Genomic DNA, 19,467 nt, shown 5'->3' with positions numbered 1-19,467 from the left:
CTTGGTTGATTTTTTGACCTTTTTTCACGTCTTCAGGGACGGGCCGGCATTGACTTTCGTTTATTTTTGTAAGATAGTTACAATATCCTGTCATTGAATGGGAGAATTGTAGATTACTAGTAGGAGATTATAATGAAAGAATTCCATGATCGGTTACATAAAAAATATTATTATATGATTATTTCGTTTATTATCTTATTGATGGTGGCAGGACTGGTGATTGATAACCCGTTTAATTCAAGATTTGTGATCCATGGTGTGATGGTCATCGTCATTTCTACCTGTCTGCTTCTATATCCCCGATATGAGAATACCTGGTTGAGGTACATGACGGTGATATCCTCAACAGGGTATTTTTATACGTTGTTTTATCTTTACCCGGAAACATGGTCGGATTTCGTTTTACTTTGCTTCATCCCGGCCTTTTCCATTTTGTTTTTTGACAAAAAGCTCTTCTTCTTTTCTCTCGTACTAAATATAGGTTTCATTGCCTTTACTTTTAGTTATATTGGATGGATAGATAAAGGTCAATTCTACCCCTACATATATATAGATATGACAGGGAATGTGGTGAACTTCATCGCCAGTCAGATCCTGCTGTACTTTATCTTCCATTTAACAGATCTTCGCATGCAGAAGCAGCGGTTGTATTATGAGCAGGTACAGCAGGCAGAACGGATGAGAACGACGGGACAGCTGGCGGCTGCTGTCGCACACGAAATAAGGAATCCCCTGACCGTCGTCAAAGGGTTTTTGCAGTACTATGCAGAAGATGAAGCACTCAGTCAAAAGCAGAATTTTCCCCTTATGATCAATGAGCTTGATACGGCAGAGCACGTCATCTCTGAATTCCTGAGTATCTCAAAGCCTGATTCTGTAGAGAAGGTGCAGAAGATCGATGTGGAGACTGTTCTTATGGATGTCACGGAGCTCCTCACAATGTACGGTTTATTGAATGATAATAGCATCCATCTTCACGTGGGTAAGGAATGTAACGTCTTTGCCAATTCCATCGAGATGAAGCAATTGTTCATTAATTTGATCAAAAACGCAATTGAGGCATCCCGGGATACCGGAACCGTTTCCGTTAAAGTTCATAAAGAAAAGGGCTATGTCATCATGCGGATTACAGATAACGGCAAAGGGATGACGAAAGAAGAACTTGCTAACCTCGGTACCCCGTTCTACTCTTTAAAAAGCAAAGGAACCGGACTCGGCCTTATGATATGCTTTAATATCGTAGAGAAATTCAACGGTAAAATTCTATTTGACAGCACACCTGATAAAGGCACAACTGTAACCCTTCAATTCCCGATCGCATCTTGAGGGACGGACCTTTTGTTTCCTTAAACAGCCATCATCAACTGTGTTATGGACGGAATGGCCCTGACATGTAGAAATGCAGGCTTCTATTTCTCAACTTAAAATGGTAAGCTAATGATTTAATAATGTGCCAAAACCCAGGAGGTTTTCAGATGAATCTTGATAATAACGATATTCTCATTCGATTGCGTTACGCTCTCGATATAAAAAATACAGAGATGGTAGAAATTTTTAGACTTGGCGGCTTTGATTTGTCAAAAGAAGAAGTGCTGAAGGTCCTCACGAAGTCGTTGGATGAAGACGATTTTAAAGAAGGCGTAGATGATGAAGAGCATATCCATTGCGACGATGAAATGTTTGAGTCCTTTCTCAATGGTTTTATTACGTTCAAGAGAGGTAAGCAGGAACCAAAGCCTGGTCAGCCTGAGAGACCGGCACTATCCTATGAACATGTGAATAATCTCCTGCTTAAGAAAGTGAAAATAGCTCTTTCCTTAACAAGTGAAGATATGATCGAAATCCTGGAACTGGCAGACGTTACGATCACAAAAGGTGAACTAGGTGCGATCCTGCGAAGAGAAGGCCATAAGAACTATCGGGTATGCGGTGATCGTTATGCACGTAATTTCTTAAAAGGACTCGCAATTAACTATAGGGGTTAAGAGATGAACCATACGTATTCAGGTGAAACCATTCATTATGATTTGAAATATAAAAATCGTAAGTCCATCGGCATTTATATCGATAGTTATGGCCACATCGAAGTCCATGCACCTAAAGGAACAAAAGATGAGTCTGTCATCCGGTTGCTGGAGGATCATTGGGATAGGATAATGTTGAAATCGAAAGAATTGAAGGGGCGCTTAAATGGGCCGCAGGTGAAGAGTTACCAGCATGGTGAGCCTTTCCTTTATCTGGGGGAGAGCTTTCCCATTGAAGTTCATCACAATCCTGAAATTTCCCGGGACCATGTGACTCTTGGGGAGGGGCGGATTAATATCCATGTGAAAGAGCAAGATGAGGAACGGATCAAACAGGCGCTGAAACGTTTTTACTACAGGGAGTGCAAGTCCCTCGTAGAAAAGCGCATCTCTATTCACCAGGAGAAATTCAAGGCCAAGCACCGGTCGGTGCGCATCTCAGACAGCCAAACAACCTGGGGAACGTGTGACGGAAGAAGACAGTTGACCTTCAACTGGAAATTGGCCATGGCCCCTCAGGATGTCATCGACTATGTGGTTGTCCATGAAATGTGCCATATGATTCACTTGAACCACGATCGCTCCTTCTGGAGGCTGGTAGGGAAGTTCGTGCCGGATTATAAAGAGAAAGAGCAATGGCTGGCAAGATCGAGTTGGAAGATGACGTTGTAATGAACACATTCAGTGAATTTTAAACAGAGAGTAGGGTCTTTTTTGAATTGAAAGGATGAGTGAAGTGACTGATAATCAAGGAATGTCCATGAAAGAAATAGCCATGTCGTTTTTAGAACTCGTTGCGGCGGGGGATGTCCGGGAAGCATTTAAGAACTACATAGGGAAAGATTTTCACCACCACAATCCCTATTTTCGCGGAGATGCTGATTCTCTAATGATTGCAATGGAAGATAATGCAGCAAAGAACCCAGGAAAGATTTTCGAAGTCAAACGAGCGTTGGAAGATGGAGATGGCGTGGCGATTCATTCACATGTGAGGCAAAATCCAGACGATATTGGAGCAGTTGTTGTCCACATCTTTCGATTCAAGAATGGTAGAATCGTTGAATTATGGGACGTAGGTCAACCTATTCCGGAAGATACCATTAATGAGAACGGGGTATTTTAGGTCCATTCATGAGAAATGAAGGTTCGATTAAGGTCTAAACGTGAGAAGCGATCATTGATCATCGTTCATGGGGTACCAGGGAGTGACGTATGTATACTTTGTGAAAATGAAAAAACCTGCTCAACTACTAATATATAGTCGGGCAGGTTTAAATTTTTATTGATTATGTATGGTGAATATGATAAATTAGTACAGAAACACTTATTTTTTATATAAATGTATTCAGATTACCTCAATAATAATTATACAACGAATTCTATTCATTCGTCAACCCCTATTTTTTAACTGAAGGAGTGCTTAGATGAAAGCTGAAATGAGCCATGAGCAAAAACGAGTGGACCTTGTCATTGGAAGTATAAAGGAACAAATAGAAATGCTGGAACATGAAACGGGACGTCGCCAGGAGGAAGTGGTGGAGATCCGTAAACATTTTTGGGATGAAGTAAAAGTAAACACAGATACATTCGATGATTTTCTGGAAACCGTTCTCGCCTTAAGACAGCAAGCTCAATCGTTGACCGTTTCCGAGAGCACTCATAAACAGGCTGCAAAGAAATTAAATGCCTTACGCAGAATGAAAGAGAAGCCATACTTCGGGAGGATCGATTTCAAAGAAGAGGGAGCGGATACTGAAAAGGTTTATATCGGTATTTCTACACTGACGGATCAAAGCGGGGAGGATTTCCTAGTTTACGATTGGCGGGCACCGATATCCAGCGTGTATTATGACTATCCACCCGGACCGGCAGAATACGTCACCCCGGGAGGCGTCATTCGAGGGGACGTTGAGAAAAAGTGGCAGTTTCTCATCAGGGATGGTGTGATCCAGTCGATGTTCGATACGAGTCTGACGATTGGGGATGAGATTTTACAGGAGGTCCTCGGTAAGCAATCAGACAACTACATGCACAGCATTGTCGCTACGATTCAACAGAGGCAGAATCAGATCATCAGGCATGACCATGGCAGGCTTCTCATTGTCCAAGGAGCTGCAGGAAGTGGTAAGACTTCAGCTGCCCTCCAGCGGATTGCCTACCTGCTTTACAAGTATCGGGAAACATTGAAGGCGGATCAAATCGTCCTGTTTTCGCCAAACTCCATGTTCAATAGTTATGTATCTCAAGTACTGCCTGAACTCGGCGAAGAAAACATGGAACAGGTGACATTCCAGGAGTATTTGGACCACCGTTTAAGTAAGGAATTTCAAGTGGAGGGTCCTTATGATCAATTGGAATATGTTTTAGATAATGAGGGCGACAGCCAGACTTACAGGATCAGGACTGCTGGTATTCGATTCAAGGCAAGTACTGATTTTTTTGAGGTTATTAAATCCTATCGGATATCGCTTGAAAGATCCGGGATGAAATTCAGGGGAGTCAGATTCAGGGGTAAGCAGATTGTCACGTCCGAAGAGATCACGGAACGGTTTTATACATGTGATAGCTCACTCCGCTTCCATAATAGACTCGGTAAGCTGACTGAATGGCTGAGTACTCGAATCGATGAAGCAGAGAAACGTGAACGTATGGAACCATGGGTGGAAGAAGCTATCGAGCTGATGAGCAATGAAGAATATTATAAGGCCAGGAAGCAATTACGGAAGAAAAATATCATTGATGATTATGAAGCAGAGTATGACGCACTCAGGAGAATGATTGTCCGAAAGAAATATAAGAAGCTGCGCAAACAGATTGAGTGGCTTCAATACGTGGATGTTAAAGGGATTTACCGACAACTCTTTGCAGACCCCATGAAAATAAGTTCATTTATGAATGGGGAGACACCTGAAGAATGGGAGGAAATCTGTCACTCTACGTTGAACATGTTGGACGAGGGGCATCTGTATTACGAGGATGCAACCCCTTTTCTACTGTTAAAAGAGCTGGTTCTCGGTTTCCAGACCAATACAGAAATTAAACATGTGCTCATAGACGAAGCCCAGGATTATTCACCTTTTCAATTTGAATTCATCAAAAGGTTATTTCCTTCAGCCAAAATGACTGTCCTCGGAGATTTTAATCAGGCGATCTTTGCTCATGCCAATGAACATGTTGATTTCAGCAATCTGACCTCGTTATATGGTTCTGAAGAGGCGGAACTGATCAACTTGACACAGAGCTACCGGTCCACTAAGCCGATCATTGAATTCACCCGAAAGCTTATACCAGGCGGTGAACAAATCACCGCTTTTGATCGGGGCGGAGAAAAACCATCACTCTCAAAAGTGACAGACCGCGTTGATCTCCATAACCGTATAATAGAAAATATTAGGAAATGGCAGGATCAAGGCTATCATTCCATCGCCGTCATATGTAAAACAGCTTCAGAAAGTGAACGGGTATACGATTCCTTAAAAAATATAGGGAACATAAAACTCATGAAAAGTGCCTCTCTGGAATACGAGCAGGGAGTTATCATCATTCCCGCATATTTGGCTAAAGGAATCGAATTCGATGCCGTCATCATATATGACGCCTCAGCTAAATCGTACGGTCACGAAAACCTCCGCAGACTATTCTACACAGCCTGCACAAGAGCCATGCACCAACTAAAACTCTACAGCATCGGCACCCCCAGCCCCTTCATTGAAGGGACGGACCTCTAAAATGTAGCGGAAAGCCTATGATAGAGGGATTCTGCTCTGAAATATAAGGTCCGTCCCTCATTGAAAGGAATGAAGACGATGAAGCTTGATCATGAGCGATTGAAGATGATTACTTCTGGGAGTGAAAAGCAAAGGTATATTTTAGGGATAGACGGTTTAAGCCGTTCGGGGAAAACCACTCTTGTTAATCAATTAAGGATAATGTTGAATGAAGAAGGCAGTGAATATCACATTTTTCATATCGATGATCATATTGTGGAACGGAAACGCCGTTATGAAACGGGTTTTGCAGAATGGCAGGAATACTTTCATTTGCAATGGGATGTGGAATGGCTGGTAACCCATTTTTATCAGAAGCTGATGGAAGTAGAACAAATCACTCTCCCTTTTTATGATGGTTACACGGACACTCATGAAAACAGGACCATTCAGTTACCTGTGGAAGGATTGATCATTATAGAAGGGGTATTCCTTCAACGGAAAGAATGGAAGCATTTCTTTGATAAGGTTGTCTATTTGGATTGTCCACGAACCACTAGATTTAACCGTGAATCACCAGAAACGAAACAGAACATCACGAAATTCAGGAACAGATATTGGAAAGCTGAGGATTATTATATAAATCATTATCATCCAGTGGAAAAGGCGGATATGGTTATAACTTCATAAGGCAATGAAACTTCAAAAATGAAAGGGAAATCGTCCCGGTATCAAGTATATTAGAAGCGTATAAAACAATACTAATAAAAAACGATTAGGAGTCGAACCGAATTGTTCCATGTGGATTTCTTAGAAATGATCGTTCGTTCCACTGCGAGTTTCCTGGTTCTTCTTCTTCTCGCACGCTTACTTGGACGAAAACAATTAAGCCAATTGACCTTTTTTAACTACATTACCGGGATAACCATCGGTTCTATCGCTGCTGACATTGCAGGGGAATCAAAGACGCATTTCTTTAACGGTCTGACAAGTCTTGTTTGGTGGGTTTTTTAACATTCCTTGTCGCCTATTTCGGATTGAAATCTCCGAAATTGCGTGTGTTCATTGATGGTCAGCCCGTCATTGTCATAAAGGATGGAAAAATACTAGAGGATACATTAGGGAAACATCACCTTAATATGGACGATTTAAGCATGCTCTTAAGAGAAAAAAACGTTTTCTCAATAAATGAAGTCGATACAGCCATCTTTGAACCAGATGGAAAATTAACCGTGTCCTTAAAGTCCGGGAATCGCCCATTAACCAAAAAAGACGTGAATATCATCAGTGGAAAACCAACATATATCCCAACAGAATTAGTTGTCGACGGAAACATCCTATACCAAAACCTAAAGGAAGTGGGGATAACTGAAGAGTGGCTGCGAAATCAGCTCAACTACTTCCAGGTTAAGATTCAAGATGTGTTCTATGTCGAACTTCAGGAAGACGGGACCATTTACATTGATCAGCGCAGTGATCGGTTGAAGGAATAGAGAGGTGTCAATCCTTAATGGGTTGGCACCTCTTTATATGGGAAAGGATTGTGTTTTGAACAATAATTTGGAATAATTGGAATATATATTGTGCAATTTCAATAAGTGGATTCTAAGAATGGGGGTAACGAAAGTGGGTTTATTCTTCCTATTCCCTTTTGTTATGGGATTGCTTGGCGTGTATCTGATCACTGTCGGTCTTTGGGAGCCGAGGGTCGGGACTGATAGAAGGAAATATTCAACTTATATGTTTACAGGTCTCGCCTTGATTGTTTTCCTGACGATGGGTTTCTGATTGCCGTTAGATCTTAATTAGAAAAATGCATCCTATTAAACACTCCGCTAATCTATTAACCTTCTTCCACCACTATTCAAAGAATTCAGGCGAGAGAAAACCGGAAAGGAGCCATAATGAAGTCTAATAAAAAAGTGATTGAAATCATGAATCCCGAAGAAAATACTCCCGATACATTTGAAGATATCGTGAAACTTTCAACCAAGTGTAAATTCACGAATTGCACTCATAATACGGAGCCGAACTGCGCTGTGAAAGAAGCCATCCTAAAAGGTGCTCTTCCCCAAGAAAGGCTCATCACCTATCATAGGGATAAGAACGAAGCAGCCTATGTGGCCAACCAAAAAAACAAGACAAAGGCAATCGATTACATGAAGCAACGTAAACTGTTTAGAAAGTAGTGAGTAATAAATGAGTGAAGACACCATGAAATTTTATCTGGCTTCAAGCTTCGCAAATAAGGATCTCGTACGTTACGTAAGTGAACAGTTGAAACGGGAAGGCTGTATCCATACGTATGATTGGACCGTAAATGAGCGGGCGTCGACAGTTGAAGAACTTCAAGGAATCGGTCTGAAAGAGAAGAATGCCATTTTTGATTCAGATGTGGTCATCATTCTCCTCCCCGGCGGGAAAGGGAGTCACGTCGAACTTGGCATTGCCATTGGACATGGGAAACGGGTCATTTTGTATTCACAAAATGATGAATTACATGACCTCGCTAACTCAACTACCTTTTACCACTTACCGGAAGTGGAAAAGTATTCGGGGAGTATAGAGGATTTAGTGGTTTACACGTTGGAAACTAACACAAAAAGGTAGATGATCTACTAAGGGATTTATTATGTCACACGTTTTTTAGTCAGGCCGGCTGATAAAAGACCATTTCAGATTATAAGCAACTCTTAAGGAAGGAGCATCCCATTGAAGAAAATTAAACGTTTAAGCATTCCCCGTCAAGGAAGGATCATTGTGATTTCGGATATCCACGGAGATCTGAACCTGTTTACGGAGCTACTTGAAAAAGTGAATATCGGCTCAGAGGATTATTTAATTATTAACGGAGATCTTTGTGAAAAAGGGAGTAACAGTAAAGGGGTAGTCCGATATGTCATGGATTTAGAAGAGCGTCACTCAAACGTCCATGTAACGGAAGGGAATTGCGACACATTGGTGGAGGATCTTCTTGAAGAGAATCCTAAATTGATGAACTACATAAGCTCAAGAAAACATTCCATCCTAAATGAGTGGCTTGATGAAGTGGGATTCGAAATGCAAGAAGATACAACGGTTCAAGAAGTGAAGAAAATCCTGACACATCATTTCTCTGCTGAAATTAACTGGCTGATGGATTTGCCGACTGCGATTGAAACCGACGACTATATTTTCGTTCATGCCGGTCTTGAGGATAAAGAAGATTGGAGGGATACGGATCGATTAGCTGCCATTACGATGCCCGCATTCATGGGAAAATCTCATCGTTCAGGTAAGTATGTCATTGTTGGGCACTGGCCGGTCGTCAATTATTCCAAGAGTGTTCCTTCGAATAATCCGATAGTGAATAAGGATAAAAAAATCATCGCCATCGATGGAGGCAACGTCATTAAACAGACAGGTCAATTAAATGCTTTTATCATACATAGAACAATGAAAGAAGATTCTTTTTCCCATATTTATACGGATCATCATGAACACTATGAAGTAGTGAAGGACTTCATTTCAGAACAGAAGATGGAGGGAACCATCTCTTACCCACACTATGATTTGGTCCTCCTTAAACGGTTTGAACATTTCACCCTTTGTAAACAAGCTGGAACGATTGAACATTTATACGTTAAGAATGAGTATATTCACCACAATGTACAAGGGGATTTCTCTGCGAAAATGGATCTTTCATGTGCCCAGTTATCCGTAAAGAAAGGAGAGACCATTTCTGTTGTAGACAATAGCTGCACAGGGTTCGACTTAATCAAGAAAAACGGGTCAGAAGGATGGGTGCCTAAAGACGTCCTCCTCCAAAAGAAAAAAAGTGAATTGACGACTACTGGATAAAAAATGTCAAAAAATTGAGGTGACACATTTTATGGAATTCACGATAGACACACGACAGGGTCTTAGTCCGCAAATCAGTTATCTTGTCACGCAAATGGAGTATGTGAGAAAAACCACCTTGGATAGTGTAAAAGGGTTAACCTGTCCGGAACTGGATTTTTTACCTTGCGAGGATGGAAACAGCATTGGAGCGCTATTATTACATATGGCGGCAGTTGAAAAAGGTTTTCAAATAGAGCTATTCGATGACAGAAGACCAAATGAACAAGAAATGGATGAATGGGGTGCAGCCTATAGTCTTGGTGAAAAAGGAAGACAGAATATAAAGGGGTTTCCATTAGAATTTTACCTGGAAAAACTTAATGAAGTCAGAAGCAGGACGCTCAGGGAACTTGCTGAACGAAATGATGATTGGCTCTTTGAAAACAGATCATGGGATACCCATCCATCGAATAACTATTTCATCTGGTTTCACGTTTTTGAAGATGAGATCAATCATCGTGGGCAGATCCGGCTGATTAGAAAGATACTTTCTGAAAAGTAGTAGATCACTAGTTTTTGTCCAATAAATGAAAGATGTTTTGCAGTTAAATTGGTCATTTCATCTTTCTTGTGGGCAGGACGATATGACTGGTGCAGTTTTTAAGGTGAAGGGACGGTGACACATGTTGAAAAACATAAATATTGGAAGGCCACATCCAGATGATAAGAAAGAACTGAATCATTTTTTTCGTGCCGTCATTGAAGATACGTTTGCAAATGAAGGATTATCAGAACTTCATGATGACATAAAGAATGAAATCTCAACGAAGATCCAATATTTACAATCTGACTATGATAGCGCCGGGACAGACCGTTATTTTTTAATTGCAAAAATGGGTCAAACGATAGTCGGAACTATTGAATATGGAGAAGCCAGTGAGTTGATTAAAATGACAACAGGCGGTGATCTAACAGACATACATGAGGTAGGGACGATATATGTTCATCCCTGTCATCAAGGACGGGGAATCGGTTCACTGCTATTAAACACCATGATCCTCACTTTACTCAACAGGGGAATTGAAGAGTTTTGTCTGGATAGTGGTTTTACCAATGCTCAAAAAGTGTGGACAAAAAAATTAGGGAATCCCGATTATTGGTTGAAGGATTATTGGGGGAAAGGCTCAGATCATATGATTTGGAAGAGGAATGTAAGGGAATTCCCCATCATCTTCAGCGTTTAAAATAGACTGTAATTCAGGAATGATCCTAGGGGGTACCATGAAATCGAAAACAGTCAATATCCCTAAACTATTGGAAAAGTATCAAATAGCCGGACTAAGTATGGCAACCATTGAAGGCGCGGCCATAAAAAGAACAGAATTCTTCGGTTTCCTTGAAATTGGATCAAACAGAAAAGTGGAGAGCAATTCCATATTCAATGCATGTTCAATCAGTAAGTTTTTCACCTCCATATTAGTGATGATCTTAGCGGAAAAGGATATTCTGGATCTGGATAAGGATATAAACGAAAATCTGTCATCATGGAAAGTCCCGGTGAAACCATCCCATCGATTTATCACATTACGGCATTTACTTAGTCACCAGTCCGGGGTAGTGGATCCTGAAGGAAGCTTTGATGTACTCAACCCATTGCTGGGTACTCCTACTATGATTGAGATTGTGAAAGGAAAAACATCGTATTGTCATGTTCCTATTCAACTAAAGTATGAGCCGGGAAGCGAATTTCATTATTCAGATGCAGGCTATTGCATCATTCAACTTCTTATTGAAGAAATAACGGGGAAATCATTTGAAGCAGTCATGAATGATTATTTATTTCAGCCATTACATTTGAACAACAGTACATTTGAACTGCCTGAAAACAAACATCAGTTTGCGTGCGGACATTCCAAAAGAGGTGAGTCAATAAAAGGGAGATTCCCCATTTATCCCTATCCTGCAGCCTCAGGATTATGGACCACCCCGACAGAAGTAGCTCGCTTGGTTATTGAGATAATGAAGGCGCTTAAGGGTGAAAGTAAATGTCTTTCAGCAGATATTGCTCAAGAGCTAATGAAGTCTCAAGGCGGAAAAGAATGGATGGGGCTGGGAGTTTTCCTTGATAAACCTGAAAAGGGGATCGAAATATCTTCCCTCGGTTGGGGTGTCGGTTTTCAGTGTATGGTGGTCGCATATCCTTATAAAGAAACGGGACTGGTGATCATGATCAATACGGACCCGGGTGTTCATCAGCTGAAAGGGATCATCGGCGAAGTGTACAGGTCTTATAATAGCGAAAGCAGTTTACTAAGTTAATGGGGTGAAAGAATGATCATTTGGATTAATGGCGCTTTTGGATCGGGAAAAACGCAAACAGCTTATGAACTACATAGACGTTTACCAGGTTCATATGTTTATGACCCTGAGGAAGTAGGTTACTTATTAAGAAAGATGATCCCAGACGAGGCATCCAAGGAGGATTTTCAAGACTATCCATCCTGGCGGGACTGTAACTATTCCATCTTGAAATACATTGATAAACAGTACAAAGGAGTAATCATTGTCCCTATGACAGTGGTCAATGCACAATATTTCAGTGAAATGGTCGAACAATTAAGAAATGATGATCTGAATGTGAATCATGTCGTTCTGTGGGCGGCTAAACCGACCATAGAAAGAAGACTGAGAAGTAGAGGCGAAAGGAAGAATTCATGGGGAGCACAACAAATCGATCGATGTATGAGTGGACTATCACACGAAATCTTTGAAAATCGTATCCTTACAGATCATCTGACAATCGAAAAAGTAGCAGAAACCATTGCAGATATGTTCGAAATCAAATTGATGCCTGACGATAGGAGCAGGGTAAGGAAGAAATGGAGCAGGCTGAAAATACAAATCAAACAACTTCGAATGTTCGCTTAATGGTCTATTAGAGGGGGGATATCAAATGTATCTGTATTTTAACGGCTTAATCATAAGGGAAGGAACCGATGGAGTGCCTGCACGTCAAGTTGAAGCATTATTTGAAGATGCCGGCTGGGCAAGGAATACACCGGCCTGGCAGAAAGAAAAGTTTTCTTTGATATTTACGAACTCCACCTGGGCATTCACCGTTTGGGATCAAGACAAGATGATAGGCATGGTCAGGGTGATTTCAGACAAGATCATGGCTGCCAACATCATGGACCTCATCGTTTTGTCAGAATATCGGGGCAAGGGGATCGGGAAGAAACTTGTTGAATTATGTGTCAATAAATTGCCCCACGGGGACTGGTTCGCCCATACCTCTGCAAACAATTTCAAATTCTATGAAACATGTGGGTTCGAAGTGAAGGATTTAACTGAGAATGGGACATGTGCCTATTATGGATATATTCAAGCACGTAAGGATGGTCATCGATAAGTATATGGGGAAGACATTTACGTATTTAGTAAATGAAAATGATTTGATATAAAGGCGGCTATAACAAGGCTTTCCATACTTTTTGAAGATTTTAATTTCCGCAAGTTTAAACAGGAAGTGGTACAAGCTTGAAAAACACTAAACCGAACAAACCTATAAAAATAGGAATCAACGTCCTATTTCTTTCTCTGATTCTGGGAGCCGGGATGATCTTTTTTGATGATGACTATCAAAATGATCATAAGGGCTGGATTCTTTTACTCATTTTTTGGGGAATAAGGAGTGTCATCAGCCTCATAAAAAATGTAAGGGACGTAAATAAAGTACTTGTGGTGGCAGATCTTCTACTTATAACATTGGCGGTTGGGTTTTTATGCTGGCAAGCAATCGGGAATTGGTCTTAAATACATCAAAAAGGCTCAAAACCCTTCTGAGCCTTTCCCTTAGAAATTTCTATTTTTTCTGTTTTTTTTTCTAAAATAACCAATTGTTATCCCTATAATGACCGCAATAATTATTAGAGGAATGATAAAATATAACACAGCCCCGGATGCTCCGATCATTGATGTTCCTCCTCTCGATTCATTCATCATTCTATTCCCCGCTTGTTGTTTTTAGAAACGTTAGAGTGTGCTTCGAATTGTACTCAATTAAAAACTCTGGGGCTGATTAGGGATGAGACGTTAATAGGATGAGAAAACCCTTGTTCTTAATTTGGTGCTTTCTCAAAATAAAAAAATTTTCCCGTACAATTTTTCAGTCGCCATACGTTATACATATGAACGAAGAAATGGAGGATGGATATGAAGGAAAATACCATGAAAACTTTTGCTGAGAAAAACCGGGAGCTTTCTACAGAGTTCAATACGATGATCAAAGAGTTCAAGGACGGATTATGGAGATATTGCCGCTATTTGACCGGTTCACCGTGGGATGGGGAGGACTTGTTCCAGGATACGATGTTGAAAGCCTTCGGAGGGTTCTATCAGCGGTGGCATCCGACGAATCCGAAAGCATACTTGTATCGAATGGCCACAACTACCTGGATTGACCAGTGCCGAAAAGAAAAAAGAAATCTTGGTCTCCTGGAGGAATGTGAAGTACCTAAGGTGGATTTCGCTGATGACCTGGAGGCAGAGGAGGCCATGACCATTCTTTTTGAATTATTTCCTCCTCGGCAGGTCGCTGTCTTTCTTTTAAAGGAGGTGTTCCGGTTTGATGCCAAGGAGGTTGCCGGTATGGTGCGGACGACACAGGGAGCAGTCTATGCAACCATCCGTCGAATGAAGGAGAAGCTGCATGAACGACCTTCTTTGAAAAATACATCCAAAAGTGTGGAACCTGTTTCCCATCCGATTATCCAAACCTACCTGAAAGCACTGAATGAGGGGGATATTGAAGCAGTACTGTCATTGATCAGTGAAGAAGCGAATAATGAGGCTGTACTTGGTTTCCAGGAATATTCCAAGAAGGAAATGCGTTCCGGTTCGATGAAATATGGTCTCCCTGGTATGCGTGCAGAGGAACACATCCTATGGGGTCGGAATGTCATTGTCCTGTTTGCAGAAGGAGGACATGGGCCTGAAATCCATGATATTCAGTATCAAGAAGTAGAAAATGGAAAAATCGTCCATCACATCAGTTACTATTTCAGAAAAGAATTCATTTTTGCTGCTGCTGAAGAACTTGGCTTCAAGCCACAAACCGATAAACCTGTTGTAGATTGGGTATAAGTGGTCGATATTTACTATTTTGTGCAGGAGCTAAATGTGTGCGTATGCGTTGAATGACTGGGTGGAGAAAGTATAGGAAAAAACAGTTGTCAGGGAAAGTGGGGGGTCTCCAAGATGCAAATAAGATTAAAAAATGAGGACTTAATTGATTTCAGGACCTATCGATCAGAAGATTTTATCCATATACACACTCTGAATGCAGAGGAACAATGGAATAATCTTGTGGAAAATAAGGAAAGTACAAAAAAGGCTTGGGAACATTCGAATATAGCGTTTGTAGCGGAGGCAAGTGGCCAAGTTATCGGTTATATCAGGGGACTTACAGATCAAAATGTCTCAATGTATATTTGTGAATTATTAATCAAGCGTGAGTTCCGTGGGTTGGGAGTAGGAGACGCTCTGCTCAAATTCACTCATGGTCTTTATCCAAAGACCAGAATTGAAATGCTGACAAATACCTCTTCGCATTCGTATTATGAACAGAAGGGGTACAGACCATTTTATGGGTTTAGAAAGACATTTCAAGAACATCAATGATTATGGTAAGAATTTGCAAGGGCATAAAATGAGGATAGATCATACTATTATTCAATCAATTAATTATAAGATATAGTGATGGGTTAATAGTCCTTTGAGACTTTCATTATAAAAAGATTGTATTACTACCAATAATTTGAAATAATTGGTAGTAACAGAGGGGGAGGGGTCTTTAAAATGGAATTAACCCATACCAGGTTACTAGTGAATGATTATAAGAACTGTTTTCTTTTTTACAGGGACGTCTTGGGCTTTGAGGTTTCGTGGGGGGATGAAACCTCCTTGTACGGACAGTTTAAGGTCGGGAACACACATCTAGGCATTTTTGAACGAAAGCAGATGACGGATGCACTGGGCACCATTGATTACTCCAGCAAGTCTTCCTGTAACCGAATGGCTTTGATTTTCGAAGTGGCAAGTGTCGAGGATACATATGAAAAGCTGAAAGAAAAAGTTGAATTTATCACAATGCCCATGGAGAAAGTCGAATGGGGGATGAAGGTCGCTCATTTTCGCGATCCAGAGGGCTCACTTATAGAAATCTATGAAAATATTTAAGGCGACTATACGTTTCCAATAGATTATGGGGGATAAAATGACCAATTTAACAGGCAGGATAGCCATCGTGACGGGAGCAAGTCGCTCGAAAGGAATAGGGGCAGCCATTTGCCGTTCACTTGCGTTGGCGGGGGCTGATATCTTTTTTACCCATTTGACTTCGTTTGATGAGTTGAGTGGAACCGGTGCAGATAATAATTTTCCCCATCTATTATGTGAGGAACTGCAAAACACCGGAGTTCGTGCTGCCCATATGGAGCTGGACTTGAGTGACGAAACCGCACCCACCCGCTTAATGGACCAGGTACAAGAAATGCTTGGTGAGCCTTCTATATTAGTGAACAACGCGACATTCGAATCACCAGCGAATTTTCGTACATTGGATAAGGAAATTCTGGATAAACATTATCAAGTGAACAACAGCGGGGCGCTCATGCTCACATTGGAGTTTGCAAGACGATATGAAAAAGCTTTTCCGACAAGTAAACATGGACGAATCATCAACATGGTCTCAAAAGGACCGGATCCCAATAATTTAGCTTACATCGCCACAAAGGGCATGTTGATTGCCATCACAGAACCGTTATCGGTCGGGCTTGCACCGATAGGGATCACGGTGAACTCAGTGGATCCGGGACCGACTGATTCAGGCTGGATCAATGATGAAATCCGAGATCATTTACTGCCGCTATTCCCGAGCGGCCGTATCGGTGAACCCGAAGACGCTGCTCGATTGATCCGGTTTCTTGCCAGTGAGGATTCAGGCTGGATCACCGGGCAACTGATTAAATCCGAAGGGGGATTTTTAGGGAAGTAAATGCTTTTTAGAGAGGGACGGACCTACTTTATAGAAATATAGGTCCGTCCCTCTATTTACATATTTATCTATTAATGAGATAATAAGGATAGTAAGTTTATGGAACCAACTAATTGCTGATTAATTTATTTTTTAAATTAATGTGGATTTTGTAATGAGCGGGAAGTGCCTATGAAAGATAGGTTTATTTGTTATGCTCTTTATGGAATCAGGCAATTAGAAGGAAACTTACTTTTCTACTATCTAGATGGTTTTTCATGGAGAGTTACGCCACGTCAGGATTTGAATTTGTGGTTGGCCTAACGGCTTCTTTATGAAATGACTCATGATAACGGACTGTGAGAAGGATTCCCTTCTTATGGTCCTTTTTTGTTCCCAAATAAATAGGAGTTAAACTTTTTTTGACCTGTCCATAAACAGCGTAACTTCAATATTGGAGAAGGAAGGTACGCATATGTTGGAGTTAAAACTGAATGGAATTAAAAAATATATGGAAGCGACCCTTGTCGTTGAAAGTGTTTCACTTGAAGCGTATCAAGGGGATAAAGTGGGCATCATCGGCGCAAACGGATGCGGGAAGAGTACGGTCTTGAAACTGATTGCTGGCGTTGAGCCAATGAATTATTATCCTGGTTATCCACAAACCTCAAGCTATGGATATGATGAAGGTATAATTCATGTTTCGAAGGGTGCTACCAGTTCGTACCTGGAACAATCACCTGACTATCCCAAAGGCTTAAAGGCAAGGGATGTCCTTTATTCAGCATTTGAAGAGGTAGACAGAATAGAAACTGACATGCGCCACTTAGAAACTGAAATGACCCATTTAGACGGTGTGTACCTTGATAAAGCCTTAAAACGGTACAGTGATCTCATTCAATCATTTGAATATAAGGGCGGCTATGAGCGGGCTGAAAAAGTCAGTAAGGTCTGTACAGGACTTCAGCTGACGGAAAGACTTCTAAATTGTGATTTTGACTTGTTAAGCGGAGGGGAGAAGACCACTGTGTTACTGGGGAAGCTATTAATTCACCAGCCGGACATCCTGCTCTTGGATGAACCGACGAATCATCTGGATATGTCCTCAATCGAGTGGCTGGAAAGCTTTCTTAAGAATTATAAAGGAATCGTACTCATCGTCTCACATGATCGCTATTTCCTGGATAACGTTGTGACAAAGATCGTTGAAATCGAAGATAAGAAATCCATTTCTTATAAGGGGAATTACTCCTCTTTTGTTCTTCAAAAAGAAGAGAATATGAGAGTCCAATATGACCATTATAAAGAGCAGCAAAAGAAAATCAATCGCATGGAAAATACAGTGATGAGTTTACGGGACTGGGCAATGAGGGCTGATAATACCAAGTTCTTTAAAAGGGCTGCAAGCCTCCAGAAAAAACTATCCAAGCTGGAGATTATCGATAAACCGGTGTTTGAGAGGAGGAACATGCAACTTGACGTGAAAGCTTCAGGAAGATCAGGAAAAGAGACCATCAAAGGCATTGGATTGTCTAAGCGGTTTGGAGATAAGTGGCTCTTTGCCAATACCGATATAATGGTCCGTCATGGTGAAAGAGTGGCTATGCTTGGACCGAACGGAAGCGGAAAAACCACTTTCCTGAAAATGCTTATAGGAGAAGATCACCCTGATGAAGGTATAATTCAATTCGGTGCGAATGTAAAAACAGCCTATTTGCCTCAAACCATAACATTTAATAATGAAGACGCCTTCTTACTGGATACGTTCCGGGAAGATATTTCGATACTAGAAGGGAAAGCACGGGAATATCTTTCAAAGTTTATGTTCTATAAAGGAAGTGTGTTCAAAAGAGTAAAACATCTATCAGGAGGTGAGCGAATAAGGTTAAAACTCGCCATATTACTGTATCAGGATATAAATTTACTGATACTTGATGAGCCGACGAATCACCTTGATATTGACACCATTGAAACAATCGAAGAAGCCCTGGACGAATTCAGTGGTACAATCTTCTTCATCTCCCACGACCGTTATTTTATCAATCGAATGGCGAAGAGGATCATTACTGTAGAGGATTATTCATTAAATAGCTTCAGCGGCAATTATGATGATTACAAGCAAGAAATCGAAAAGCGAAGTGATCAGGGTAAGAGTTAATCAATCTTGGAGGGACGGACCTTTAAAAATAGGTCCGTCCCTCTAAGTTTGGTAAATGTTTCTTGACAATATATGTTATTTAGGAGTATCATTTATTTAAACACTGGTCAATAAAAGGAAGTTGAATACTATGTCACCAAGAAGAGCGGTAGAACAGGAACTTACAAAGGACATGATTATGTCGGCTGCCCGTGAGCTGTTCCGTAAAAAAGGTTACCAACAGGTTTCCATAAGGCAGGTCGCATCTGAACTTGGCTACAGCCACGGGTCTATCTACTATCATTTCAAAAATAAAGCAGATTTGTTTTATGCGATAATAGAAACTGATTTCAAACTGTTAGATCGATGGCTTGACGACGTGATGAATCTAAATATGGATAACCAAGGAAAGCTAAGAGAAGTACTCTCTGCTTACATCCGTTTTGGTTTGACGCATAAAAGCCAGTATGAAATGATGTTTTTATTATCAGATGACGAAGTGAAGAACTATGTGAACAAAGGACCGAACGAATCCTATGAAAAATTCGCTCATGCACTTTTTCATTTAAGTAACACTAAGATCACAATCCAGCAAACATGGTCTATTTTCTTATCACTTAACGGGTTTGTCAGTCATTACTGTCGCTGTGAAGAAACATACGATGAAGTAAAGAAACTTGCAGAATTACATGTAGATTTTATCCTAAAATCTTTAGGATAAAATTTTTTACACTTATTTGACCG

General features: G+C 40.9%; 24 protein-coding genes. All 24 read left to right on the top strand.

What is annotated here, in order from left to right:
• Positions 1-132 precede the first annotated feature (132 nt).
• The 24 genes from CN378_RS12355 to CN378_RS12250 all read left to right on the top strand — a co-directional run bounded on the left by CN378_RS12355 (position 133) and on the right by CN378_RS12250 (position 19,444).
• On the top strand, positions 133-1,326 hold the full coding sequence (locus CN378_RS12355; RefSeq protein ID WP_098352313.1) for a sensor histidine kinase: 1,194 nt from the start codon (positions 133-135) through the stop codon (positions 1,324-1,326).
• 149 nt (positions 1,327-1,475) lie between these two features.
• The gene (locus CN378_RS12350; protein WP_098352311.1) at positions 1,476-1,985 is read left to right on the top strand and encodes a YehS family protein; all 510 of its coding nucleotides are present in this window, start codon (positions 1,476-1,478) and stop codon (positions 1,983-1,985) included.
• Positions 1,986-1,988: 3 nt separating this feature from the next.
• Positions 1,989-2,696 (top strand): M48 family metallopeptidase, encoded by a 708-nt coding sequence (locus tag CN378_RS12345; RefSeq protein WP_098352310.1) that lies wholly within the window; start codon positions 1,989-1,991, stop codon positions 2,694-2,696.
• Between the two features lie 55 nt (positions 2,697-2,751).
• A complete protein-coding gene (locus CN378_RS12340) occupies positions 2,752-3,147 on the top strand; it encodes a nuclear transport factor 2 family protein (protein ID WP_098352308.1) in 396 nt (131 codons plus the stop codon).
• A 301-nt stretch (positions 3,148-3,448) separates the two neighbouring features.
• Positions 3,449-5,752 (top strand): RNA polymerase recycling motor HelD, encoded by a 2,304-nt coding sequence (gene helD, locus CN378_RS12335; RefSeq protein ID WP_098352306.1) that lies wholly within the window; start codon positions 3,449-3,451, stop codon positions 5,750-5,752.
• Between the two features lie 78 nt (positions 5,753-5,830).
• A complete protein-coding gene (locus tag CN378_RS12330; RefSeq protein ID WP_257141122.1) occupies positions 5,831-6,421 on the top strand; it encodes a kinase in 591 nt (196 codons plus the stop codon).
• Between the two features lie 111 nt (positions 6,422-6,532).
• Positions 6,533-6,745: a DUF421 domain-containing protein gene (locus tag CN378_RS23090; protein ID WP_368731160.1), complete on the top strand. Its 213-nt coding sequence runs from the start codon at positions 6,533-6,535 to the stop codon at positions 6,743-6,745.
• Positions 6,733-7,224: a DUF421 domain-containing protein gene (locus tag CN378_RS12325; RefSeq protein WP_306471866.1), complete on the top strand. Its 492-nt coding sequence runs from the start codon at positions 6,733-6,735 to the stop codon at positions 7,222-7,224. The genes CN378_RS23090 and CN378_RS12325 overlap by 13 nt, the downstream gene beginning before the upstream one ends.
• Before the next feature lie 133 nt (positions 7,225-7,357).
• Entirely contained in the window at positions 7,358-7,519 is a 162-nt protein-coding gene (locus tag CN378_RS22625) for a hypothetical protein (RefSeq protein WP_179884884.1), read from the top strand.
• Between the two features lie 116 nt (positions 7,520-7,635).
• Positions 7,636-7,920, top strand: coding sequence for a P-loop NTPase family protein (locus tag CN378_RS12320; RefSeq protein WP_098352304.1), 285 nt, complete (start codon positions 7,636-7,638; stop codon positions 7,918-7,920).
• Between the two features lie 25 nt (positions 7,921-7,945).
• The gene (locus CN378_RS12315; RefSeq protein WP_098352359.1) at positions 7,946-8,341 is read left to right on the top strand and encodes a nucleoside 2-deoxyribosyltransferase; all 396 of its coding nucleotides are present in this window, start codon (positions 7,946-7,948) and stop codon (positions 8,339-8,341) included.
• A 102-nt stretch (positions 8,342-8,443) separates the two neighbouring features.
• Complete coding sequence (locus CN378_RS12310; RefSeq protein ID WP_098352303.1) at positions 8,444-9,571, top strand: metallophosphoesterase; 1,128 nt, start codon at positions 8,444-8,446, stop codon at positions 9,569-9,571.
• Positions 9,572-9,602: 31 nt separating this feature from the next.
• The gene (locus CN378_RS12305) at positions 9,603-10,115 is read left to right on the top strand and encodes a DinB family protein (RefSeq protein ID WP_098352301.1); all 513 of its coding nucleotides are present in this window, start codon (positions 9,603-9,605) and stop codon (positions 10,113-10,115) included.
• 124 nt (positions 10,116-10,239) lie between these two features.
• Positions 10,240-10,797: a GNAT family N-acetyltransferase gene (locus CN378_RS12300; RefSeq protein WP_098352358.1), complete on the top strand. Its 558-nt coding sequence runs from the start codon at positions 10,240-10,242 to the stop codon at positions 10,795-10,797.
• A gap of 37 nt (positions 10,798-10,834) precedes the next feature.
• Positions 10,835-11,872 carry a serine hydrolase domain-containing protein gene (locus CN378_RS12295; RefSeq protein ID WP_098352299.1) on the top strand — a complete coding sequence of 346 codons (1,038 nt, stop codon included), beginning with the start codon at positions 10,835-10,837 and terminating at the stop codon, positions 11,870-11,872.
• Between the two features lie 12 nt (positions 11,873-11,884).
• Positions 11,885-12,481: an AAA family ATPase gene (locus CN378_RS12290; RefSeq protein WP_098352297.1), complete on the top strand. Its 597-nt coding sequence runs from the start codon at positions 11,885-11,887 to the stop codon at positions 12,479-12,481.
• A 25-nt stretch (positions 12,482-12,506) separates the two neighbouring features.
• A complete protein-coding gene (locus CN378_RS12285; protein WP_098352295.1) occupies positions 12,507-12,962 on the top strand; it encodes a GNAT family N-acetyltransferase in 456 nt (151 codons plus the stop codon).
• Positions 12,963-13,090: 128 nt separating this feature from the next.
• A complete protein-coding gene (locus CN378_RS12280) occupies positions 13,091-13,366 on the top strand; it encodes a hypothetical protein (protein ID WP_098352293.1) in 276 nt (91 codons plus the stop codon).
• A gap of 399 nt (positions 13,367-13,765) precedes the next feature.
• Positions 13,766-14,695, top strand: a complete 930-nt coding sequence (locus CN378_RS12275; RefSeq protein ID WP_098352291.1) for an RNA polymerase sigma factor — start codon at positions 13,766-13,768, stop codon at positions 14,693-14,695.
• Between the two features lie 114 nt (positions 14,696-14,809).
• Positions 14,810-15,232, top strand: coding sequence for a GNAT family N-acetyltransferase (locus CN378_RS12270; RefSeq protein WP_098352289.1), 423 nt, complete (start codon positions 14,810-14,812; stop codon positions 15,230-15,232).
• 177 nt (positions 15,233-15,409) lie between these two features.
• Complete coding sequence (locus tag CN378_RS12265) at positions 15,410-15,790, top strand: VOC family protein (protein ID WP_098352287.1); 381 nt, start codon at positions 15,410-15,412, stop codon at positions 15,788-15,790.
• 37 nt (positions 15,791-15,827) lie between these two features.
• On the top strand, positions 15,828-16,607 hold the full coding sequence (locus tag CN378_RS12260; RefSeq protein ID WP_098352286.1) for an SDR family oxidoreductase: 780 nt from the start codon (positions 15,828-15,830) through the stop codon (positions 16,605-16,607).
• Between the two features lie 454 nt (positions 16,608-17,061).
• Entirely contained in the window at positions 17,062-18,744 is a 1,683-nt protein-coding gene (gene abc-f, locus CN378_RS12255) for a ribosomal protection-like ABC-F family protein (RefSeq protein ID WP_098352284.1), read from the top strand.
• 130 nt (positions 18,745-18,874) lie between these two features.
• Positions 18,875-19,444, top strand: a complete 570-nt coding sequence (locus CN378_RS12250; protein ID WP_098352282.1) for a TetR/AcrR family transcriptional regulator — start codon at positions 18,875-18,877, stop codon at positions 19,442-19,444.
• Positions 19,445-19,467 lie beyond the last annotated feature (23 nt).

Source organism: Bacillus sp. AFS015802, from assembly GCF_002561455.1.
In the GTDB taxonomy this organism is placed as follows: Bacteria; Bacillota; Bacilli; order Bacillales; family Bacillaceae_B; genus Rossellomorea.
This window is presented reverse-complemented; position numbering and strand designations above follow the sequence as displayed.